Genomic DNA, 21,354 nt, shown 5'->3' on the forward strand with positions numbered 1-21,354 from the left:
CGGCAGACGCGGTCTGCCCGGAACGATACGGAATAGAGAACCACAACCCTATACCCGCCGCAATCGATCGACCCGGCCCGGGGATACGGGCGGCGGTCACACCGATAGATATTCCAGCGAGGGCGAAACAACATGAACACGACGATCGGAGTCATCGGCCTGGGGCTGATGGGAGCGGCGATGGCGCGTCGACTGGCCGAGGCGGGCTGGTCGGTGCTGGGCTACAACCGGACACCCCGCGAGGTCGATGGCGTCGAGACGCTCTCGGAGCTTCCCGAGTTCGCACGGCGCGCCGAGACGCTGTGGCTCATGGTCAGCGACGAGGCGGCCTGCCGCGAGGTGATCGAGTCGCTGGGAGAGGAGGGCGTCCGCGGCCATGTCGTGATCAACAGCTCGACCATCGCCCCCGAAGAGTCCTCCGCGCTGGCCCGGCGCGTCTCGGCGCTGGGCGGGGAATATCTCGAAGCCCCGGTGCTCGGCTCGATCCCGCAGGCGACCACCGGCACGCTGCAACTGCTGCTGGGCGGCCCCGACGCCCTGGTCGCCCGCCACGACGACCTGCTGCGGGCACTGGGCACGCCGACGCACTTCGGCGAGATACGCAGCGGTGCGGCGGCCAAGCTGGCGTTCAACCAGCTGATCGGCTCGCTGACCGCCGCCTTCTCGATGAGCCTCGGGCTGGTGCAGCGCGAGGGGGTGGACGTGGACAAGTTCATGGACACCCTGCGCGAGTCGGCCCTCTACGCGCCGACCTTCGACAAGAAACTGGCCAACATGCTGGATCACTCCTTCGACAAGGCCAACTTCCCCTTGAAGCACCTGCTCAAGGACATCCGCCTGTTCACCCGCAGCGCGGCCGGCCAGGACATTGACACCCACCTGCTGATCGGGCTGCAGCACGTGCTCGAGGAAGGCGTCTGCGCCGGCCACGGCACCCACGACTACTCGTCCCTCTACGAGAGCATCGTCCGCCAGCGCCCGCTGCACTGAGCCACCCGGGAAGTCGCTCAACAAGCCGCCTGCCAGCGGGTACAATGACGGGTTTCCGGTCGGCACCGTTCGGCGGTCCGGCCCGCTTCCATCGAACCAATCGCAGGAAACCGGACATCTCATGAGCCATCATGCCGTCAAGCCCCGCCGTGCGCTGCTGAGCGTCTCCGACAAGACCGGGATCCTGGGCCTGGCCCAGGGTCTCCACGCCGCCGGAGTGGAGCTGCTCTCCACGGGTGGCACCGCCCGCCTGCTGCGCGAGAACGACGTGCCCGTGCACGAGGTCAGCGACGTCACCGGCTTCCCGGAGATCATGGCCGGGCGAGTCAAGACGCTCAACCCGCTGATCCACGGCGGCATTCTCGGCCGCCGGGGCACGGACGACGAGGTGATGGCCACCCACGGCATCACCCCGATCGATCTCGTGGTGGTCAATCTCTACCCCTTCGCCCGCACCGTGGCCGACCCGGACTGCGACCTGCCCACGGCGATCGAGAACATCGACATCGGCGGCCCGGCGATGGTCCGCGCGGCGGCCAAGAACCACAACGACGTGGCGATCGTGGTCAACCCGGCCGACTACGAGGTGGTGCTCGAGGAGATCAACGGCGAGGGCATCTCCATGGCCACGCGCCAGCGGCTCGCCTCGGCGGCCTTCAGCCACACCGCGCAGTACGACGGCATGATCGCCGACTACCTCGGCCGCCAGTTCGAGGACAGCGCCTTCGCGCCGACCTGGCACCTGCCGCTGAACAAGTCGATGGACCTGCGCTACGGCGAGAACCCGCACCAGAACGCGGCCTTCTACGTCGAACCGGACGCCGCCCCGGGCACGCTCGCCCGCGCCCGGATCGTGCAAGGCAAGCCCTTGTCCTTCAACAACCTCGCCGACGCCGATGCCGCGCTCGAGTGCGTCAAGCAGTTCGACCGGCCGGCCTGCGTGATCGTCAAGCACGCCAACCCCTGCGGCGTGGCCACCGGCGAGGACATCACCACCGCCTACGACCGGGCGTTCGCCACCGACCCGACCTCGGCCTTCGGCGGCATCATCGCCTTCAACCGGCCGCTGGACGCCCACACGGCGCGGACCATCGTCGAGCGACAGTTCGTCGAGGTGATCATCGCCCCCGAGATCGGCAACGAGGCGGCCTCCGAGCTGGCCGCCAAGCCCAACGTCCGGGCGCTGGCGATCGACGACTGGTCGGTCAAGCAGGCCCCGGGCATGGACTTCAAGCGCATCGGCGGCGGGTTGCTGGTGCAGGACTTCGACCACGGCGTGATCGGCGAAACCGACCTGAAGATCGTCACCAAGCGCACACCCGACGAGGCGGAGATCCAGGACCTGCTGTTCGCCTGGCAGGTCGCCAAGTTCGTCAAGTCCAACGCCATCGTCTACGCCAGCGGCCAGCAGACCATCGGCGTGGGCGCCGGCCAGATGAGCCGCGTCTACTCGGCCCGTATTGCCGGCATCAAGGCCGCCGATGCCAGCCTGCCGGTGGAGGGGTCGGTCATGGCATCGGACGCCTTCTTCCCGTTCCGCGACGGCATCGATGCCGCCGCCGAGGCGGGCATCCGGGCGGTGATCCAGCCGGGCGGCTCGATGCGCGACCAGGAAGTGATCGACGCGGCCGACGAACACGGCATCGCCATGGTGTTCACCGGCATGCGGCATTTCCGCCACTGAGCCGGCGAGCGTCGCCCCAAACGAACGAGGCCCCTCCTGGTGAGGGGCCTCGTTCGTTCCAGGATCAGGCGAAGGGGTCGAACGGCTCGTCGCGGCGCCGCCGGTGCCGCTTGAGTTCCAGTTGCAGTGACTTGATGGCCACCTCCTCGTCGACGGGCGCCGACTCCCGTCGCTCCAGTTCCGCGCGCGCCTGCTCGAGCAGTGCCCGCAACTCGTGATGGTCGAGTCCGTCGAGATCCAGCATGGCGTTCAACCCGTCGCGCCGATCACCGAATGGAAATGGTGACCGCGCCGCACGAAGCGCTGCGTGCGGACGCTGGGATCGTGGTAGTGCGAGCTGACCGCGAGGGTGTCGCCCACTTCCACCAGTGTCAGGCCCCGACCGGGCCGCTCGTCCCAGGCGCCGCTGTCGATCCAGAGCCGGTTGCCGGCGCGCAGCGGCTGATCGACAATGGTGTGACCGGCGATCACCCAGTCGATGCCGCGCACATGGCGTTCCAGCCGGCGACCGTCGAGCACCTCGGCAAGCTGTGACCGTCCCCAGAGCAGGGTATCGAGCTGCGGATCGCCCGCCTCGCCGCCCCAGTAGGTCAGTTTCTTGACGCGCTCGAGCCGGGCGATGTTCTGGTCCCAGTCCCACAGCGGGAGTTCGGCATGGACCACGCCCACGGCCGCTGGCCCGTTACCTACCTGGATCATCAGGGGCATCTGGCTGATCAGGTTCATCACCTCGGTGATCAGGTCGTCCCACTTGTCGTCCTTGAGCCTGTCATACGGTTCCAGCAGCCAGCCGGCGCCCATGGCCTTCAGATCCCCCCGCTGCCGTTCGCTCAGGCAGCGCTCGGCCAGTGGTACCCGATGGTTGGCGAGCACGCGCTCGTGGTTGCCCGCCACCGAAAAGAACCACGGCTCGCCGAGCAGGCGCAGCGTGCCCAGCGAATCCTCGCCGTAGTCGACCAAGTCGCCCACGGCGATCACCCGATCGTTCTCGGGGGAAAATTCGTGCTTTTCCAGGATCTTTTCCAGCAATGGGCGACTGCCGTGCAGGTCACCCACGATGAAATCCCGACCCCGGGGATTTTTCAGCAGCTGTTTAAATAACGTCATGATGCAAGACAACGCCTGCACTCGCCGGATCAGGTCCCGCGAGCGCGTTCAGTTCGGTCGATGGATCGTCCCGGGGCCATCGGCAGCAGGGCGAACGGCGGGACGAGGCTGGCTCGGGCAAAGGCTTGCCCGATTATTGCTCGATATGTTCGCTAAAAAATAACGTCAGGTCAACAGCTTGGCGCGCCAAAAGCCGGAAGCGTATCACCGGGACTAGGTCTCGCCCATGGGACGAAAAAACCGGTACCGCTTGCCGGGGTCCGTTCGGATTCGTGCAGACTTGATCCCGGGGACATAGGCAACCGGCCGGCGGTACACGTATGATCGAAGGCAACCCACAAGCATTCTCACAAGGTTGCTCCCCGTGTCCGAACTCGACGAGATCACCCCCGACAAGGCACTGTTCAGCCGGCTGACCTCGGCGGTGTCGCTGGACGATCGACAGCATGCCGATCTCGAACGTGCGCTGCGCTGCAGCCCGTTCATCCAGCAGAGCCTGGCGGCGGAGCCCGGTATTCTCGACTACGTGATCCGCGGGCTCGACGACCCGTTCCTCGGTGACGGGGTCGAGCAGCGACTGACCGATCTCTGCGGGGATCGCGACGCCCGCCATGCCCTCGACGCGACGGACTTCGGCCGGGAACTGCGCCGCTTCCGCCGCCGCGAGATGATCCTGATCGCCTGGCGGGACCTAGCCGGCATCGACCGCACCGACTCCACCCTGCGGGCCCTCTCCAGGCTGGCCGACTTCTGCGTGGCCGAATCGCTCGCCTACCACGAACACCACATGCACAAGCGATTCGGCCAGCCACGCGGTCCGGACGGCGAGCCCGTCGGACTGGTGGTGGTCGGCATGGGCAAGCTCGGCGGCGAGGAGCTGAACTATTCCTCCGATATCGACCTGATCTTCGCCTATGCCCACGAGGGCGAGACCGACGGGCGCAAGTCGATCAGCAATGCCGAGTATTTCGTCCGGCTGGGCCAGCGGATGATCCGCTCCCTGGACGAGGTCACGGGTCACGGCTTCGTCTTTCGCGTCGACATGCGGCTGCGGCCGAACGGCGACGAGGGGCCGCTGGCCATGAGCTTCGACGGGCTGGAGATCTATTACGCCACCCGTGGCCGCGAATGGGAACGTTATGCCTGGATCAAGGCACGCGTGATCGCCGGCGATTTCGAGGCCGGCCGCGAACTGATGGAGTTGCTGCGGCCGTTCGTCTTTCGCCGCTACCTCGACTTCGGCGCCTTCAGCCAGCTGCGGGAAATGAAGCGCATGATCGAGCGCGAGATGACCGGCGCGGCGATGAAGAACAACATCAAGCTCGGTCCCGGCGGGATCCGCGAGATCGAGTTCATCGCCCAGCTGTTCCAGTTGCTGCGCGGCGGCAGGGAACCCGACCTGCAATGCCGGCGACTGGTTCCGGTACTGCAATCGCTCGAGGCCATGGGTGAGCTCGAACCGGCCACCGTGGCGGATCTCACCGCCGGCTACGATTTCCTGCGTCGCAGCGAGAACCGGCTGCAGATGCTCTACGACCAGCAGACCCAGACCCTGCCGGACAACAAGTTCGACCAGATGCGCCTGGCCCTGGCGATGGGATTCGACGACTGGGGCGCCTTCTTGGCCGAACTCGACCGTCACCGGGTCCGGGTCCACGGCCACTTTTCGCAGGTGCTCCGCCTGCCCGACGAGGAGGACGAGAGCGCCGACCCGCTCGAGCGGGTATGGAACGGCACGGACGAGCCGGAAACCCGGGTGCGGATCCTTCGCGAGACCGGCTTCGACGAGGCCGAGGAGATCGACCGGCGGCTGGTGGCCTGGCGCGAGGAGCAAGACACGGCGTTGAGCGGCACGGTGGCCCAACGGCTCGACCAGCTCATGCCCGACCTGCTGCGCGATATCGCCGAGTACCACCACGAGGCCACCATCCTCTCGAGGATGCTCGACCTGCTCGCCGCCATCCTGCGGCGCAGCGTCTACGTGGCCCTGCTGATCGAGCAGCCGCAGGCCCGGCGCCAGCTGGTCCGACTGCTCGACGGCAGCCCGTGGATCGCGGAGCTGCTCACCCAGCACCCGATCCTCCTCGACGAGCTGATCGACCCGCAGACGCTCTATTCCCCGCCGGACAAGGAACAGCTGGCCCGCGAGCTGGGTGAACTGCTGGCGAAATGCCCGGACGACGAGGAACGCAGCCTCGACGAGCTGCGGCGCTTCAAGCAGCTGGCCACCCTGCGGGTCGCCGCCGCCGACGTGGTCGGGGCGCTGCCGGTGATGCGGGTGTCGGACCAGCTGACGTGGATCGCCGAGGTGATTCTCGAGGCGGTCTACGAGCGGGCCCGCTCACAGATCGAGGCACGCCACGGCCAGCCGCGCGCGGTGGACGAGTCGGGCGAGCCGTTCACGCCCGGGCTGGCGATCATCGGCTACGGCAAGCTCGGCGGGATCGAGCTGGGCTACGGGTCGGACCTCGATCTCGTCTTCCTGCACGATTCCACCGACCGCGAGGCGGTCACCGACGGCGACAAGACCATCGACAACAGCCTGTTCTTCGCCCGCCTGGCGCAGAAGATCATCCATACGCTCAGCATCCGCACGCCGGCGGGCGTGCTCTACGAGGTGGACACGCGGCTGCGGCCCGACGGCGTGGGCGGCCTGCTGGTCTCGTCGATCAACGCCTTCGCCCAGTACCAGGCCGAGCACGCCTGGGTCTGGGAGGTCCAGGCCATGTGCCGCGCCCGGTTCGTCGCGGGCACCGAGCGGGTCGGCGAGGCCTTCGCCTCGATCCGGCAGCAGTCGCTGGCGCAGCCGCGAGACGAGGCCGAGCTGCGCGAGTCGGTCGTCGGCATGCGCCGGAAGATGCGCGAGAACCAGGAAACGACCCCCCCGGGCCTGTTCCATCTCAAGCGCGACGTCGGCGGCATCACCGATATCGAGTTCCTGGTGCAGTACCTGCTGCTCAGGCATGCCGGGGAGCACCCGGAGATCCTGCGCTTCACGGACAACATCCGTCAGCTGGAATCGCTCCGCCGTGCGGGGGTGATCGACGAGACGATCTGCGAGGACCTGACCCACGCCTACCGGAGCCTCCGGGACGCGGGGCATCGCCAGGCACTCAAGGGACGCCGGTCGATCGTCAATGCCGCCGCCTACTCCCAGCAACGTGACATCGTCATCCGCCAGTGGCAGGACGTGCTGGGCGAGCCGCCACCCGGGGCGGTAACCGGCTGAGCCTCCCGGTCACGACCCGGGCGCGCCGTAGTCGAGTTCGAGCACCACGGGGGCGTGATCGGAGGGGCGCTCCCACCGCCGGGGTTCGACGTCGATGTGGCAGGCGCGTGCCCGGTCGCGCAGTTCGTCGCTGACGAGGATCAGGTCGATGCGCAGTCCGCGGTTGCGACGGAAGTTGGCGGCACGGTAGTCCCACCAGGAAAACGCGTTCTCCGGCTGGTCGAACAGCCGAAAGGCATCGATCAGGCCGGTCTCGAGAATGCGATCGAGCGCGTCGCGCTCCGGGGTACTGCAGAGGATGCGTTCGTGCCATGCCTCCGGGTCGTGCACGTCGGCGTCCGTGGGCGCGATGTTGAAGTCGCCCACCACCACCCGATGGCGGTAGCGACCGGCCTCGGCGGCCAGCCACCGGGCCAGTGCCTCCAGCCATTCGAGCTTGTAGCGATACTTCTCCGAACCGACCGCCTCGCCGTTGACCACGTAGAGATTGATCACCCGCAGGTCGCCGAAGGTGGCCGCGATCACGCGGCGTTGCGGATCCTCGAACTCCGGAATGTCGGTGACCACGTCGGTCGGTTCCGGCCAGTGCGCCGGATAGACCCAGGCCACGCCGTTGTAGGTCTTCTGCCCGTTGCTGAGGATCCGGTAGCCGGCCGCATCCAGGGCCGCGCGATCGACGGCCTCGTCGGTCTGCTTGAGCTCCTGGAGGCCGAGCAGGGTGGCAGGCTGTTCGGCGAGCCAGTCCAGTACCTGTGGCTGACGCACCTTCAGGGAATTGACGTTCCAAGTGACGATATTCATCGGGGCTTCCTGGTGAATCTCGGGGCGCGCCATTCTCTCAGAACTCGGGCCCTGGGGCATGACGTCAGAATGGACTGCGAGTGGTCTGGGCAATCAACCAGAAGACGAACAGGACGACGGCCGCTGCCATGAACAGGGCCGCCAGGCGGGACTTGCGGCGAATCAGCGCGTCCTGGTCGAGCCCGGAGATGATGTAGGGATCCCCGTTGCCCGGACGCCGGATCAGGTTGGCCGTATGGCTCCCCCCGTTGCCGACGGTGTCCACCTGGTGGACCTCCTTCTCCGCCTGGGAGCGCGCCAGGCGCATCGCCCACTGCCATTCCCGCTGGGAGATGTCGCCATCGCCGTCGAGGTCGAATCGCTGCCGCTGGGCAGCGTCGCGCTGCCATTCCGCGAGCAGTTCCCGGCGGCGGTGCTCGATCGCTGCGGCGACGGATTCGCCCGTGTTGCGATGCCCGCGGGTCTCCAGCCAGCCGAGCACGTAGACGGGAAAGTCGGGGAGCAGGAGGCGCTCGGTGTAGCGGTGGTCGTCGCCGCCGTATCCCGTGGCGCCCGAGCCGCCGTGCCAGGTTCGCGCGCCCCGTTCACGCCAGCGCCGACGACGATGCTCGACCACCCGGGCATGGTCCGGGTCGACGTATGCCTCGCCCGTGCCGTCGTCCACCAGGAACAGCGAATCGCTGCGGTTGCGCTCGGTGGTCACCCAACGGCGGTTTTTGCCGCTTCCCTCGCGCCGTTCGATGGTGACGTCGTACCAGAGGCAGGGCGTGAAGGTGAGCGGCGAACGCAGGGGCGAGCCGTTGAGCGGCCGTCCGGTGCCCTCGATCTCGTTGAACCCCTGGGCGGCGGATCGCAACCGCGACGTGGGGGTGTGGGCGATGATGCGCGCTCGGGCGACGTAGCGAAAGCCGAGGAAGACAAACAGGAGGGTGAGTCCCGCCGACCCGGCCCAGAGCAGGAGGAAGAACCCCCCGTCCAGCCCGGACAGCCAGTCGCGCAACGATTGGATCATCGACGGAGCCGACTCCGAAGCGACCGGCCGGTTACCGGAACAGGGCCTTCACGTCCACGTCCTGCGTGGTCTCACGCTCGAACTCCAGCAGGCGGAAGGCTCGGAAGCCGAACAGTTGCGCGATCATGACATCCGGGAACTGCTCGATGCGGATGTTGTTGGTGTTGACCGCGGCGTTGTAGAACTCGCGCCGGTCGGCGATCTCGTTCTCCAGCCCGGTGATGCGCTGCTGCAGATGCTGGAAGGTCTCGTTGGCCTTGAGCTCGGGGTAGGCCTCGGCCACCGCGAACAGATTGCCCAGACCGAGCCGGAGGCTCTGCTCGGCCCCGCCAAGGGCCGCGACGTCACCGCGCTGCTGCGCCTGGTTGACCGCCGCTCGGGCCTCCATGACCCGCTCGAGGGTGTCGCGCTCGTAGTGCATGTACTGGCGGGCGGTCTCGACCAGCTTCGGCAGCTCGTCGTTCCGCTGGCGCAGCAGCACGTCGATGTTCGACCAGGCCTGGGAGACGTTGTGCTTCAGGCGTACCAGCCCGTTGTAGATGACGATCCCCCAGATCAGGACCAGCACCAGCAGGAAAACGATGATCGACAGCGCGATACCCATGTGAATTCAGCCTCCATGCCGCCCGCCGCTGGCGGGTCGGTCGGTTCAGACGTCGATGTTCGAGGCCGACAGCGCAAACTTCTCGATGAAGTCGCGCCGCGGCTCGACCAGGTCCCCCATCAGGACGGTGAACACCGAGTCGGCGGCGACCGCGTCCTCGATCCTCACCTGCAGCAGCCGACGGGTGTCCGGGTTCATGGTCGTTTCCCAGAGCTGGTCCGGGTTCATCTCGCCCAGACCCTTGTAGCGCTGCACGGACAGCCCGCGGCGCCCTTCGGCCATCAGCCAGTCGATCGCCTGCTCGAAACGCTCGACCGGATGGCGACGCTCGCCGCGCACGACCTCGGCCCCCTCGTTGATCAGTCCGTCGAGGCGCTCGCCCAGATCACCCAGCATACGATATTCGCTGCCCTGGAAGAATGCCGCCGGGATGGTGGTTTCATGTGAAACCCCGTGCTGGCTGCGCTCGATGCGGAACACGTGGCCGTGCTCGCCTTCCTCCATCGACACGCCATACTCGACACCCGGGTCGGCGATGACGTTGAGCATGCCGTTGAAGTGGCCCAGCCAGCCGGCCAGGCGCGACTCGTCGTCCATCATCGACGGGTCGAGACGCGAGATCTGCATCAGCGCCTTAAGCGCGTTGATGTCGAAGCGGTTGGCCATGCGCTCGATCATCGCCTGGGCGGAGAGGTATTCGCGAGCCAGCGACTCGAGCCCCGGGCCGCTGATCGGCGGGGTGTTCTCGCCGAGCTCGATGCGGGCGCCGTCGACCGCCTGCTGCAGCAGGTACTGGTTCAGGGCCAGGTCGTCCTTGAGGTACTGCTCCTGCTTGCCCTTCTTGACCTTGTACAGCGGCGGCTGGGCGATGTAGACGTGGCCGCGCTCGACCAGCTCGCGCATCTGGCGATAGAAGAACGTCAAGAGCAGGGTGCGGATGTGACTGCCGTCGACGTCCGCGTCGGTCATGATGATGATGCGGTGGTAGCGCAGCTTGTCCGGGTCGAAGTCCTCGCGGCCGATCCCGCATCCGAGCGCGGTGATCAGGGTGCCCACCTCGGCCGAGGACAGCATCTTGTCGAAGCGCGCCTTCTCCACGTTGAGGATCTTGCCCTTGAGCGGCAGGATCGCCTGCGTACGACGGTCACGGCCCTGCTTGGCCGAGCCGCCCGCGGAGTCGCCCTCGACGAGATACAGTTCGGAGAGCGCCGGGTCCTTCTCCTGGCAGTCGGCCAGCTTGCCGGGTAGCCCGGCGATGTCGAGCGCACCCTTGCGGCGGGTCATCTCGCGGGCACGGCGGGCCGCCTCGCGGGCGCGCGCCGCCTCGATGATCTTGGAGGTGATCGCCTCGGCGTCCTGGGGGTTTTCCTCGAGGAAGTCGGCCAGGTGCTCGGCGGTCATCGACTCGACCGCGGTCTTCACCTCGGAGGAGACCAGTTTCTCCTTGGTCTGCGAGGAGAACTTCGGGTCGGGCACCTTGACCGAGATCACCGCCACCAGGCCCTCGCGCCAGTCCTCGCCGGTGGTGCTGACCTTGGCCTTCTTCAGGATCCCGTTGCGATCCATGTAGTCGTTGAGCGTGCGCGTCAGCGCGGTGCGGAAACCGGTCAGGTGCGTACCGCCGTCACGCTGCGGGATGTTGTTGGTGTAGCAGAACAGGTTTTCCTGGTAGGCGTCGTTCCACTGCAGCGCCAGCTCGATGCCCACCTCGTCGCGATCGCCCGAGAGGTAGATCACGTTCTTGTGGATCGGTGTCTTGTCCTTGTTCAGGTGCTCGACGAACGCGCGGATGCCGCCCTCGTAGTAGAACGTGTCCGAGCGGCCGCTCTGCTCCTCGGAGAGCGAGATGTGCACCCCGGAGTTGAGGAACGACAGCTCGCGCAGCCGCTTGGCAAGGATGTCGTAGTGGAAGGTGACGTCGGTGAAGATCGTCGGGCTGGGCAGGAACCGGATCTGGGTGCCGGTCCGCTCGGTCGGGCCGGCATCCTTGAGCGGGTACTGCGGCTCGCCCAGGTGGTACTCCTGCACCCAGCGGCGCCCGTTGCGCCAGATGGTCAGGTCCAGCCGGTCGGAAAGCGCGTTGACCACCGAGACACCGACACCGTGCAGGCCGCCGGACACCTTGTAGCTGTTCTGGTCGAACTTACCGCCGGCGTGCAGCACGGTCATGATGACCTCGGCGGCCGACCGCCCCTCTTCCTCGTGCAGGTCGGTGGGGATGCCGCGACCGTCGTCGGTGACCGACACCGAGCCGTCGGCGTGGATCACCACGTCGATCTTCGTGCAGTGACCGGCCAGGGATTCGTCGACCGCGTTGTCGACCACCTCGAACACCATGTGGTGCAGGCCGGTGCCGTCGTCGGTATCGCCGATGTACATGCCCGGCCGCTTGCGGACGGCGTCCAGCCCCTTGAGGACCTTGATGCTGCTGGAATCGTAACTGTTTTCGGCGCTCATCGTTTCATGTCCATTCCGGTTGCTCGGCAGCGTCCTGCCGAAAACGGGCTCGCAATATCCTGCGATCCCGTTGCCGCACGGTACGGCTGTTCAGTGCTGTAAAACCTTCTGATCATACCATTTTCCGCACCTGGCCGTCGGCCAGCGCGAAGCGCGCGTCGATACGGCCCTCGTCGTCGAGCGCATCGGCGGCAATGACGCTGATGAAGGCCTGGTGGCCGCTTGTGGTGAGGAAGTCGAGCACCCGTCGCCGGTTGTCGTGATCGAGCTCCGAGGCCAGGTCGTCGAACAGGATGACGGCCGTCTCCCCCCGGGCCTTCTGCCACAGATCGAGCACGGCGAGGTGCAGCAGGGTCACGAGCATCTTGATCTGGCCCCGGGAGGCGACATGCCGTGCCTCCTGGTCGTCGATGGCGATCTTCAGGTCCGCGCGGTGCGGACCGAACAGCGTCGACTGCATCTCCGTCTCTCGTTCCCGTCCCTGCTCGATGGCCGTGGCGAGATCGAGATCCTGACGGTAGCCCGGGAGGTACCGCAACGACAGGACCCCCTGCGGAAACAATGCCGGGGCCAGTGCTTCGACGCGCTCGATCAGATGCCGCAACACTTCCCGACGGGCGGACTCGAGCCGGTCGGCGTTGCGGATGTAAAGGGCCTCCCAAATCGCTTCCCGTTTCCTCCGCCTCAGAAGTGCATTGCGCTGCCTGAGCACCTTGAGGAACTCGCGATGCCGGTCGAAGAACTCGGGCAGGGCGTAGAAGCCGACGCGGTCGAGGAAACGTCGCCTGTGGTCGGGCGAGCCCAGCACGAGGTCGTCCGACTGCGGATGAAGCGCGAGCACCGGCAGCAGCCGGGCCAGTTCACTCAGGCGGGTGACGTTCTCCCCGTCGATGCGCAGGTGAAGCGCCTTGCGGTCTCGTTGCAGGGCGATGCGGTGTTCGCGCTGGCCCGGCGCGCCTTCCTGGACGCGCGCCCGGACCAACAGGTCGCCGGTGCCGTGCCGGATCAGTTCCGCGGGCTGATTGCCACGAAACGACCGGCCCAGGCTCAGCGTATGGATCGCCTCGAGCAGGCTGGTCTTGCCGGAACCGTTCGGGCCGCTGATCAGGTTGATCCCGCCGGCGGGTTCCAGATCGACGGATTGCAGGTTGCGCAGCCGTTCGACGTGGAGTTCGGTGAGCCGTGTCACGGAAACCGGCTTAGATCTTCATCGGCATCAGGACGTAACGCGTCCGGATCAGGTCGGCCGTGGTCGGCTGGACCAGTGCGCTGGATTCCGGCGTCTCGAATTCCATGCGGACCTGCGGGTCGTCGATGTTGGCCAGGATGGCGAGCATGTAGCCGATGTTGAACGCGATCTTGAGGCTGTCGCCCTGGTAGTCCACCGGGATCTCCTCGCGGGAGGATTCCTGATCGCTGTTGATGGCCTCGATGGCCAGCTGGTCGGTCTCCAGCAGGTAATGGGCGCCGGCGAACCGGTCGGTGTTCAGGACGGCGGCGCGCTGCAGGACCTGTCGAAGCGAGTCGCGGTCGGCGATCACCACCTTGCTGTTGTTCTTCGGGATGACCCGGTCGTAGTCCGGGAAGCGCCCGTCGATGAGCTTGCTCACCATCCGCTGCCGGGCGAGCTCGAGCTCGATCTGCTGGTTGCTCACCAGCAGATCGATGGGGCTGTCATCGTCGCGGTCGAGCGCACGCATTAGCTCCATGACCATCTTGCGCGGCACGATGATGCGCAGGGTGTCCGCGACCGACTGCTCGCTGTCGGTTTCCGCCAGGGCGAGGCGGTGACCGTCGGTCGCCACGCAGCGGATGTGGTCCGGGGCGACCTCCAGGAGCAGACCGTTGAGGAAGTATCGCACGTCCTGCTGCGCCATGGAGAACTGCGTCTTCTCCAGGAGCAGTCGCAGGTGGTTTTGCGGAAGGACGACCCGGTGTTCCTCCGCGGTGGCTTCCATCCGGGGAAACTCGTCGGCAGGCAGGCAACCGAGCCGGAAGACGCTCTGCCCGGAGCGAAGGATGAGAAAGCCGTCTTCCTGGCGGAGCTCGATGGGTGCCTCCGAGCCGATGGCCCGCACGATGTCATGCAGTTTCCGCGCGCTGACCGTGGTGCGCCCGGGCTGTTGAACCTCGATGGGCGTGCCGCTCTCGAGCTGGATCTCCAGATCGGTGGCCGTGATCTGGAGCGCGTGGTCGGAAGCCTCCAGCAGCAGATTGCCGAGGATGGGCATCGTCTGGCGTTTTTCCACGCCGCCAATGACCCGGTTGATCGCATCGAGCAGGTCCTGTCGGTTGACGGTCAGTTGCATGGCATGCGCTTCCTCTTATTCAGTAACAGATGTTTTTTTCTGTTGATGATGATGAATGTGAAGGGGGACAAAAGCTCTGGATAACCCATCGAACGGCCATTTTTTCAACAGGTTATGAAAATCATATCTCGGCTGGACGCCTCGGGAGGTCCTGTGGAACGTTTGGGACGGATTGTGGATAACGCATTTCCCGTCATTCCGTCCACAGTTTTCCCAGCGGCTGTCCCGGCATCTTGCCGAGGTTATACCCGGATCCGGACCGCTACACGTTGAGCGTGTGTCTCAGCAGGTTGTAGTCGTCGCTGATCTTGCTGTCGCTCTCCCGAAGTTCCTCGATCTTGCGTACCGCGTGCAGCACCGTGGTGTGATCGCGTCCGCCGAAGGACTCGCCGATCTCCGGCAGCGAATGGCTGGTCAGTTCCTTGGCCAGCGCCATCGCGATCTGGCGGGGGCGGGCGATCGAGCGCGTGCGGCGTGCCCCGGTCAGGTCCTGGATCTTGATGTTGTAGTACTTGGCGACGGTGCGCTGGATATTGTCGAGCGTGATCATCTTGGCGTGGGCCGAGATCATGTCCTTGAGCGCATCCTTGGTGGATTCGATCGTGATCGGCCGCTTGGAGAACTGCGTGGTCACGATCACGCGCCGCAACGCCCCCTCGAGTTCGCGGATGTTGGCCTGGATGCGCCGGGCGATGAAGAAGGCGACGTCCGAGTCGAGATCGATGCCGGACTGTTCGGCCTTGCTGTGCAGGATGGCCACCCGGGTCTCCATGTCCGGCGGCTCGACGGCGACCGTCAGGCCCCAGCCGAACCGCGACTTCAGGCGTTCCTCGAGTCCCTCGATCTCCTTCGGGTAGCGATCGCAGGTCATCACGATCTGCTTGCCCTGCTCGATCAGCGCGTTGAAGGTGTGGAAGAACTCCTCCTGGCTGCGCGGCTTGGTGGCGAAGAACTGGATGTCGTCGATCAGCAGCGCGTCGATGCCGCGGTAGAAGTTCTTGAACTGCTCGGTATTGTTGTTGCGGATCGCGGTGATCATTTCCTGCACGTAGCGTTCGCTGTGCAGGTAGATCACGCGCTTGTCGGCCTGCTGGTCGATGATCTCGTTGCCGACCGCATGCATCAGGTGGGTCTTGCCCAGGCCCACGCCGCCGTAGATCAGCAGCGGGTTGTAGCTGGCGCCGGCGTTGGCGGCCACCTGCTGGGAGGCGGCACAGGCGAGCTGGTTGGACTTGCCCTGGACGAAGGTGGCGAAGGTGAATCCCCGATTGAGGTTGTGGCCGAATTCCTGGTTGTCGTCCGGCTCGTCCGGCTCCGCGGGCGCCGGAGCGGGCGTGGTCTTCCTTGCCGGCTGCCCGGCCGGCCGCGGGGATTCGGCCGGTTTTGGCGGGGCGGACTTGCGCATGGTGCTACCCGCCTCGCCGATGCGCAGCGAGACATCAAGGTCCGGGCGACCGGACACCTCGCGGGCGTGCAGGCGAATGCGCTCGAGCAGCTTCTGCTCGATCCAGTCGACGGCGAACCGGTTCGGTGCCCACAGCAGCCACTGGGAGTCGCTGCGCTCCTCGGCCTGCAGCGGGAATATCCACATCGTCAGCTGGTCGTTCGGCAGCTCCTGGGACAGGCGATCAATACATTGTTGCCACATCGGAAAGTGCTGCATGACGACGGTTGTTCTCCCTGGTCCACGGGTCGGTTCGACAAACGGCGATCATAACATTCCACAGGATGCTCCGGCATCTTATCCACAAGTTGATCGATGTCGGATCCCCAGCCTTTTCGGGCCGGGCCTGGTGCATCCATCACCGGTCGGACTTGACAGCGAGGGCGCTTTTGGCACAGTATTCGGCCCCTTTTTCAAGCGGATACGGGCGTCAGGGGATGCCCGTGTCGGCTTTGCCGTTACCATTCCGAACAAACCATCTGGTAGAGCGTCATGAAAAGAACATTTCAGCCGAGCAACCTGCGTCGCAAGCGCACTCACGGTTTCCGTGCCCGCATGAAGACCCGTGGTGGTCGCGCGATCATCAACGCCCGTCGTGCCAAGGGCCGCAAGCGTCTTTCTGCCTGAGATCGTGACCTCGGTCACGTCGTCGGAGACCGCGGCAGGTTCCCGTGCCGACGACGGGGGTGACGAGCCCCGTTGGGCTCGCTTTCCCCGTACTGCGCGCCTGCTGACCGGACGTGATTACCAGACGGTGATGCGTGGCGGGTTCCGGGTGCACACGGCCAACCTGATGCTGGTGGTGTCGGCCCGTTCCGAGGGGCAGGCGCGCCTCGGTCTGGCGGTGAGCCGGCGCCGGGTGCGACGGGCCCACGAGCGGAATCGCATCAAGCGTGTCGCCCGGGAAGAGTTCCGGTTGATGCGGACGGACCTCGCTCCCATGGACGTGGTCGTCCTGGCGAAACCGGGTGCCGACGAGGTGTCGATGGACGAGCTTCATCGGCAGATGCGTCACGCACTGAAAAAGGCGAGTCGGAAATGCGCGCAGTCCTGATAGCGCTGGTCAAGGCCTACCGTTTGCTGATCAGCCCCCTTCTGCCGCCGTCGTGCCGCTTTTATCCCACCTGTTCCGAGTACGCCATCGAGGCCTTCGAGAGGCACGGGGCATTGCGGGGCGGCTGGCTCACGCTCAGGCGCGTGGGTCGTTGCCACCCCTTCTGCGAGGGGGGCATCGATCCCGTTCCGGGCAGCGAAAGGGTATCGGACACGGCATGCCGATGCTCCACCGAATCCGTTTCACGTGAAACCGACCCCACCTCCGGGGGCGGTTCCCATGTCGTCCAATCGCGAGACTGACCTCCCATGGAACAACGTCGCCTGATCCTGATCATCGCCCTGGGCTTTGTCCTCATCCTGCTCTGGCAGGCGTGGCTGGGGGATAACCGGTCCGAGACGGACGGCCAGCGGTCCTCCACCACGTCGGACCAGGTGGCCGATGATCGGCCGACGGGGGACGGTCCGGATGCGAGCGAGGAACGCCCCGACGGAGCCACGGTGCCGGAAGGGTCGGGCGATACACCTGCCGGCGCCTCCGATGATTCGCTGGTAGCCGTCGAAACGGACGTCCTCTCGCTCGCCATCGACCCGGCTGGTGGCACCCTGGTCCGGGCCGATCTTCTCGAGTACCCGGTCGAACTCGATCAACCCGATCAGCCGGTGCGCCTGCTGGAAGACAGCCAGGGTTTCACCTACATCGCGCAGTCCGGTCTGCTGGGCCGTAACGATGCCCCGGCCCCGGATCACCACGCACGCTTTGATGTCGAGGAAGCGTCATACCGGCTGGCGGACGGCGAGTCGGTGCTCGAGGTGCCGCTCGTCTGGGAAGAGGACGGGGTGCGCGTCACCAAGACCTACCTGTTCAAGCGCGGCTCGTATGCTGTCGACGTGCGCTACACCGTCGAGAACACCACCGAGGCCGAGTGGCGCGGTCAGCAGTACCGGCAGCTGACACGTTCGGGCTCCACCCCGGGCATGCAGCTGATGTATACCTACACCGGTGGCGTCTACGCGGGCACCCCGACCGGCGGTGGTGACCGTCTGAACTACGAGAAGATCGAATTTGACGAGATGGGCGAGGTCCGTCTCGACAAGAACCTGCAGGATGGCTGGGCCGGGATCATCCAGCACTACTTCATGAGTGCCTGGGTGCCCGCGGACCCCGAGCAGGTCAACCAGTACTACACCCTCAAGAGCGACCGTGACGGTTTCCCCGTGTATTCGCTGGGCCTGTTGTCGCCCACGACCACCGTGGGGCCGGGATCGACCGAGACGCTGGAGTCGATCCTCTACGTGGGGCCGAAGATCCAGTCGAACCTCGAGTCGCTCGCCACGGGCATGCACCTGGCGGTGGACTTCGGCATCCTGACCTTCATCTCCGAGCCGATCTTCTGGCTGCTCGACCTCTTCCACGACTGGGTGGATAACTGGGGCTGGGCCATCGTGCTGGTCACCCTGGTGATCAAGCTCATTTTCCTGTGGCCGTCGGCGGTGAGCTACCGCTCGATGGCGCGCATGCGGGCGGTCACGCCGAAGATGCAGGCCCTCAAGGAACGGTTCTCCGACGACAAGCAGCGCCTCTCCCAGGAGATGATGAAGCTTTACCAGAAGGAGAAGATCAATCCGCTGGGCGGCTGTCTGCCGATCCTGATCCAGATCCCCGTGTTCATCGCGCTCTACTGGGTCCTGGTGGAATCCGTCGAACTGCGACAGGCGCCGTGGATCCTCTGGATCGACGACCTCACCCAGCGGGATCCGTACTTCATCCTGCCGCTGCTGATGGGCCTGTCGATGTGGGCGCAGCAGAGGCTCAACCCCGCCCCGGTCGATCCGATGCAGAAGAAGATCTTCCAGTGGCTGCCGGTGGTGTTCACGGTGTTCTTCGCCTTCTTCCCGGCGGGCCTGGTGCTGTACTGGTTCGTCAACAACCTGCTCTCCATCATCCAGCAGACGATCATCACCCGCCGTGTCGAGCGGCAGATGGCCGCCCGCAAGGGGTCGAGCTGACCGAGTTTGATGTTTCCCGTGAAACATCGGGCGGGTGCCCGACGTGACTGAACCCAAGGTAGACACGATCTGTGCCGTGGCCACGGCCGCCGGCCGGGCCGGCGTCGGGGTGGTCCGGCTCTCCGGGCCGGATGCCAGGCCGATCATCGGACAGCTGTCCGGCCTCGATCCGTCTCCCCGTCACGCCCATTACGCCACGCTCCGGCGTTCCGCCGACGGCAGCGTGCTCGATGACGGCATCGTGCTCTTCTTCCCCGGGCCGCATTCCTACACCGGCGAGGACGTGGTGGAGTGGCAGGGGCACGGCAACCCCGTGCTGCTCGACGAGGCCGTCCGCGAGATGATCCACGCCGGCGCCCGCATGGCCCGTCCGGGCGAGTTCACGGAGCGCGCCTTTCTCAACGGGCGCATGGATCTCGCCCAGGCCGAGGCGGTCGCCGACCTGATCGAGGCCGGTTCCGCCCAGGCGGCCAACGCGGCTCGTCGCTCGCTCACCGGCGTGTTTTCCCGCCGGATCGACACCTTCGTCGATCATCTCGTGCAGCTGCGCATGTACATCGAGGCGGCGCTGGACTTTCCCGAGGAGGAGATCGACTTTCTCTCGGATACCCGCCTGCGCGATCAGCTGGACGCCCTGCGTGCCGAGCTTGCCGACCTGTTGGCGCGAACCGGGGAAGGCGTCCGGCTGCGGGAGGGGATGCAGCTGGTGATCGTCGGCCAGCCGAACGCCGGCAAGTCCAGTCTCCTCAACCAGATGGCCGGCGAATCCCGTGCCATCGTCACCGAGATCGCCGGAACGACCCGTGACGTCCTGCGGGCCGAGATCAATATCGACGGCCTGCCGGTGCACGTGATCGACACCGCCGGGCTGCGCGACAGCGACGACCCCATCGAGCAGGAGGGCATCCGACGCGCCTGGGCCGAGATCGAGCAGGCCGACCTGGTGCTGCTTCTGATCGACGGCACGCGCGGGCGGACGACGGCGGACGAGCAGACGCTCGCGCGTCTCCCGGACAAGCCCCTGCTGACCGTGATCAACAAGATCGACCTGACCGGCGAGCCACCGTCCGAGTCGGCCGAAGACGGCGTGTTGCGCCTTTCCGCACGCAGCGGCGAGGGGGTCGACGCGCTGCGTCGCGAACTGCGGCACATGGCCGGCGTGACCGAGCGCAGCGAAGACCCGTTCATCGCGAGACGGCGACACCTCGATGCCCTGGAGCAGGCGCAATCCAGTCTCGACGAGGCCCGGCAGGCGCTGGTGGTGCTGGGCGCCGGCGAACTCGCCGCGGAGAGCCTGCGCCAGGCCCAGGAATCCATGGAGATCATCACCGGGCGTTTCACGGCGGACGACCTCCTGGGTGAGATCTTCGGCAGTTTCTGCATCGGCAAGTGACGTCCACGACGGTCCGGGTGGGGATTGGTGCAGCGGCCTGCTCGGTTGAAAACCGTGTTCGGTCGGGCTTTAATACAAGATGGTTTTCACCTTGGGAGGGCTGTCCTCATGCTGTCGATGGGATATGAGCCGCCGATCGATATTCGGCAGGTGACTGGCAACGTGGTCGGCCTCGGTACCCACCGGGCGCTGCAGTCCAAGACCGATCTCCACGGGATCATCACCCAGGCCAGCCGTTCCTTGGCGGAGATCTCCGGGTTTTCCGTCGACGAACTGATCGGGCAGCCGCACAACATCCTCCGTCATCCGGACATGCCGGATACCGTCTACTACCTGATGTGGAAGGCGATCCAGAACGACGAGGAGTTCTTCGGCGTGGTGAAGAATCGCTGCAAGAACGGCGACCACTACTGGGTGCTCACGCGGGTAGCCCCGATCGTCCGCAACGGCGAGAAGGTGGGCTACACCTCGGCCCGTTTCCTGCCGCGGGCCGAACTGGTGCCGGACTGGGAAAAACTCTTTGCGGACATGCGGCACGCCGAACAGTCGGCCCAGTACGCCGACGAGCGCCGGTTCAAGCCGGCCGTCGACGTCATCAATCGCTTCGTTCACCGCCACGGCTATGACACGCTGCAACAGATGGTGCTCTCTGCACGGGCATGACCTCTCGACGGGCTGACCTCCCGGCCTTCACCGCTCACTCGGCGCATTACCCCTGGTTTCGCCTCGAGCGGGTAACGGGATCGCAGCTTCCGCTGGTGGCCTCACTGGCCGAATCGATCTGGTGGAAATGCTATCCGCCCGTCATCGGTGCCGAGCAGGTGCACTACATGCTGGGCCGCGGCTACGGGCTTCCGGCCTTGCGCGGCCAGGCCCGTGCGGGGGCGCGCTTCCGGCTCCTGCGGGCCGGTGGGCAGCCGATCGGCTTTCTCGCCTGGCAAGCCGCGGAAGACGAGGCGTTTCTCGACAAGCTGTACCTGGAGCCGGAATACCACGGGCTCGGCCTGGGACGGATGATGCTGGCCGAGGTGGCCCGGGAAGCGGCCGCTACCGGCCTCGCCGCGGTGTCGCTGCGCGTCAACCGTGGCAATGGGCCGGCCATCCGCGCCTATCGCCGGGCGGGTTTCGAGGTGATCGCCGAGGACGTCAAGCCCATCGGTGGCGGGTTCGTCATGGACGACTACCTCATGCGGCTGAATCTCGAGCACCAGCGTTTGATAGAATCCCTCGACGATCGACCGCCACCGTGCTAGATGCGAAA

The 21,354-nt window shown here is 66.0% G+C and carries 18 protein-coding genes and 1 pseudogene; 10 read left to right on the forward strand and 9 right to left on the reverse strand.

What is annotated here, in order from left to right:
- Positions 1–132 precede the first annotated feature (132 nt).
- Together ACLFMY_RS00080 and purH are read left to right on the forward strand one after the other, a co-directional pair.
- On the forward strand, positions 133–990 hold the full coding sequence (locus tag ACLFMY_RS00080) for an NAD(P)-dependent oxidoreductase (RefSeq protein ID WP_410762470.1): 858 nt from the start codon (positions 133–135) through the stop codon (positions 988–990).
- A 121-nt stretch (positions 991–1,111) separates the two neighbouring features.
- Complete coding sequence (purH, locus tag ACLFMY_RS00085; RefSeq protein ID WP_410762471.1) at positions 1,112–2,674, forward strand: bifunctional phosphoribosylaminoimidazolecarboxamide formyltransferase/IMP cyclohydrolase; 1,563 nt, start codon at positions 1,112–1,114, stop codon at positions 2,672–2,674.
- A gap of 64 nt (positions 2,675–2,738) precedes the next feature.
- On the opposite strand, the gene ACLFMY_RS00090 is transcribed toward purH, so the two are convergent.
- On the reverse strand, positions 2,739–2,918 hold the full coding sequence (locus tag ACLFMY_RS00090; RefSeq protein WP_410762472.1) for a hypothetical protein: 180 nt from the start codon (positions 2,916–2,918) through the stop codon (positions 2,739–2,741).
- A 5-nt stretch (positions 2,919–2,923) separates the two neighbouring features.
- Positions 2,924–3,781, reverse strand: coding sequence for a metallophosphoesterase (locus ACLFMY_RS00095; RefSeq protein WP_410762473.1), 858 nt, complete (start codon positions 3,779–3,781; stop codon positions 2,924–2,926).
- 364 nt (positions 3,782–4,145) lie between these two features.
- Between ACLFMY_RS00095 and glnE the strand changes: the two genes are divergently transcribed.
- Positions 4,146–7,010, forward strand: coding sequence for a bifunctional [glutamate--ammonia ligase]-adenylyl-L-tyrosine phosphorylase/[glutamate--ammonia-ligase] adenylyltransferase (gene glnE, locus ACLFMY_RS00100; protein ID WP_410762474.1), 2,865 nt, complete (start codon positions 4,146–4,148; stop codon positions 7,008–7,010).
- A gap of 9 nt (positions 7,011–7,019) precedes the next feature.
- On the opposite strand, the gene xth is transcribed toward glnE, so the two are convergent.
- From xth to dnaA, 7 genes are all read right to left on the reverse strand, one after another.
- A complete protein-coding gene (xth, locus tag ACLFMY_RS00105; protein WP_410762475.1) occupies positions 7,020–7,811 on the reverse strand; it encodes an exodeoxyribonuclease III in 792 nt (263 codons plus the stop codon).
- Between the two features lie 64 nt (positions 7,812–7,875).
- Positions 7,876–8,823 carry a GIDE domain-containing protein gene (locus tag ACLFMY_RS00110; protein ID WP_410762476.1) on the reverse strand — a complete coding sequence of 316 codons (948 nt, stop codon included), beginning with the start codon at positions 8,821–8,823 and terminating at the stop codon, positions 7,876–7,878.
- Positions 8,824–8,854: 31 nt separating this feature from the next.
- On the reverse strand, positions 8,855–9,427 hold the full coding sequence (locus ACLFMY_RS00115) for a LemA family protein (protein WP_410762477.1): 573 nt from the start codon (positions 9,425–9,427) through the stop codon (positions 8,855–8,857).
- Positions 9,428–9,472: 45 nt separating this feature from the next.
- Positions 9,473–11,884: a DNA topoisomerase (ATP-hydrolyzing) subunit B gene (gene gyrB / locus ACLFMY_RS00120; protein WP_410762478.1), complete on the reverse strand. Its 2,412-nt coding sequence runs from the start codon at positions 11,882–11,884 to the stop codon at positions 9,473–9,475.
- A 112-nt stretch (positions 11,885–11,996) separates the two neighbouring features.
- Positions 11,997–13,073 carry a DNA replication/repair protein RecF gene (gene recF / locus ACLFMY_RS00125; protein WP_410762479.1) on the reverse strand — a complete coding sequence of 359 codons (1,077 nt, stop codon included), beginning with the start codon at positions 13,071–13,073 and terminating at the stop codon, positions 11,997–11,999.
- Between the two features lie 10 nt (positions 13,074–13,083).
- Positions 13,084–14,193 (reverse strand): DNA polymerase III subunit beta, encoded by a 1,110-nt coding sequence (gene dnaN / locus ACLFMY_RS00130; RefSeq protein WP_410762480.1) that lies wholly within the window; start codon positions 14,191–14,193, stop codon positions 13,084–13,086.
- Between the two features lie 262 nt (positions 14,194–14,455).
- Positions 14,456–15,856 carry a chromosomal replication initiator protein DnaA gene (gene dnaA, locus ACLFMY_RS00135; protein WP_410762481.1) on the reverse strand — a complete coding sequence of 467 codons (1,401 nt, stop codon included), beginning with the start codon at positions 15,854–15,856 and terminating at the stop codon, positions 14,456–14,458.
- A gap of 273 nt (positions 15,857–16,129) precedes the next feature.
- Between dnaA and rpmH the strand changes: the two genes are divergently transcribed.
- The 7 genes and pseudogenes from rpmH (at position 16,130) to ACLFMY_RS00170 (ending at position 21,346) form a co-directional block, all read left to right on the forward strand.
- Entirely contained in the window at positions 16,130–16,264 is a 135-nt protein-coding gene (gene rpmH / locus ACLFMY_RS00140) for a 50S ribosomal protein L34 (RefSeq protein WP_058574926.1), read from the forward strand.
- 4 nt (positions 16,265–16,268) lie between these two features.
- The gene (gene rnpA / locus ACLFMY_RS00145; RefSeq protein WP_410762482.1) at positions 16,269–16,691 is read left to right on the forward strand and encodes a ribonuclease P protein component; all 423 of its coding nucleotides are present in this window, start codon (positions 16,269–16,271) and stop codon (positions 16,689–16,691) included.
- Positions 16,676–16,882, forward strand: a pseudogene (gene yidD, locus ACLFMY_RS00150) (membrane protein insertion efficiency factor YidD); the annotation flags it as partial. The gene rnpA and the pseudogene yidD, both read left to right, overlap by 16 nt.
- Before the next feature lie 117 nt (positions 16,883–16,999).
- Complete coding sequence (gene yidC / locus ACLFMY_RS00155; protein ID WP_410762483.1) at positions 17,000–18,700, forward strand: membrane protein insertase YidC; 1,701 nt, start codon at positions 17,000–17,002, stop codon at positions 18,698–18,700.
- Positions 18,701–18,743: 43 nt separating this feature from the next.
- Positions 18,744–20,093 carry a tRNA uridine-5-carboxymethylaminomethyl(34) synthesis GTPase MnmE gene (gene mnmE / locus ACLFMY_RS00160; RefSeq protein WP_410762484.1) on the forward strand — a complete coding sequence of 450 codons (1,350 nt, stop codon included), beginning with the start codon at positions 18,744–18,746 and terminating at the stop codon, positions 20,091–20,093.
- A gap of 108 nt (positions 20,094–20,201) precedes the next feature.
- Positions 20,202–20,756, forward strand: coding sequence for a PAS domain-containing protein (locus ACLFMY_RS00165; RefSeq protein WP_410762485.1), 555 nt, complete (start codon positions 20,202–20,204; stop codon positions 20,754–20,756).
- Complete coding sequence (locus tag ACLFMY_RS00170) at positions 20,753–21,346, forward strand: GNAT family N-acetyltransferase (RefSeq protein WP_410762486.1); 594 nt, start codon at positions 20,753–20,755, stop codon at positions 21,344–21,346. The genes ACLFMY_RS00165 and ACLFMY_RS00170 overlap by 4 nt, the downstream gene beginning before the upstream one ends.
- The last annotated feature ends 8 nt before the right edge of the window (positions 21,347–21,354 follow it).

Source organism: Guyparkeria sp. (assembly GCF_046545975.1).
Taxonomy (GTDB): domain Bacteria; phylum Pseudomonadota; class Gammaproteobacteria; order Halothiobacillales; family Halothiobacillaceae; genus Guyparkeria.

What these genes read in the sequence shown, in the direction of transcription:
- ACLFMY_RS00080 (WP_410762470.1), top strand. Translation starts at nt 133, where the DNA reads ATGAACACGACGATCGGAGTCATCGGCCTGGGGCTGATGGGAGCGGCG.
- purH (WP_410762471.1), top strand. Translation starts at nt 1,112, where the DNA reads ATGAGCCATCATGCCGTCAAGCCCCGCCGTGCGCTGCTGAGCGTCTCC.
- ACLFMY_RS00090 (WP_410762472.1), bottom strand. Translation starts at nt 2,918, where the DNA reads ATGCTGGATCTCGACGGACTCGACCATCACGAGTTGCGGGCACTGCTC.
- ACLFMY_RS00095 (WP_410762473.1), bottom strand. Translation starts at nt 3,781, where the DNA reads ATGACGTTATTTAAACAGCTGCTGAAAAATCCCCGGGGTCGGGATTTC.
- xth (WP_410762475.1), bottom strand. Translation starts at nt 7,811, where the DNA reads ATGAATATCGTCACTTGGAACGTCAATTCCCTGAAGGTGCGTCAGCCA.
- ACLFMY_RS00110 (WP_410762476.1), bottom strand. Translation starts at nt 8,823, where the DNA reads ATGATCCAATCGTTGCGCGACTGGCTGTCCGGGCTGGACGGGGGGTTC.
- ACLFMY_RS00115 (WP_410762477.1), bottom strand. Translation starts at nt 9,427, where the DNA reads ATGGGTATCGCGCTGTCGATCATCGTTTTCCTGCTGGTGCTGGTCCTG.
- gyrB (WP_410762478.1), bottom strand. Translation starts at nt 11,884, where the DNA reads ATGAGCGCCGAAAACAGTTACGATTCCAGCAGCATCAAGGTCCTCAAG.
- dnaN (WP_410762480.1), bottom strand. Translation starts at nt 14,193, where the DNA reads ATGCAACTGACCGTCAACCGACAGGACCTGCTCGATGCGATCAACCGG.
- dnaA (WP_410762481.1), bottom strand. Translation starts at nt 15,856, where the DNA reads ATGCAGCACTTTCCGATGTGGCAACAATGTATTGATCGCCTGTCCCAG.
- rpmH (WP_058574926.1), top strand. Translation starts at nt 16,130, where the DNA reads ATGAAAAGAACATTTCAGCCGAGCAACCTGCGTCGCAAGCGCACTCAC.
- yidC (WP_410762483.1), top strand. Translation starts at nt 17,000, where the DNA reads ATGGAACAACGTCGCCTGATCCTGATCATCGCCCTGGGCTTTGTCCTC.
- ACLFMY_RS00165 (WP_410762485.1), top strand. Translation starts at nt 20,202, where the DNA reads ATGCTGTCGATGGGATATGAGCCGCCGATCGATATTCGGCAGGTGACT.
- ACLFMY_RS00170 (WP_410762486.1), top strand. Translation starts at nt 20,753, where the DNA reads ATGACCTCTCGACGGGCTGACCTCCCGGCCTTCACCGCTCACTCGGCG.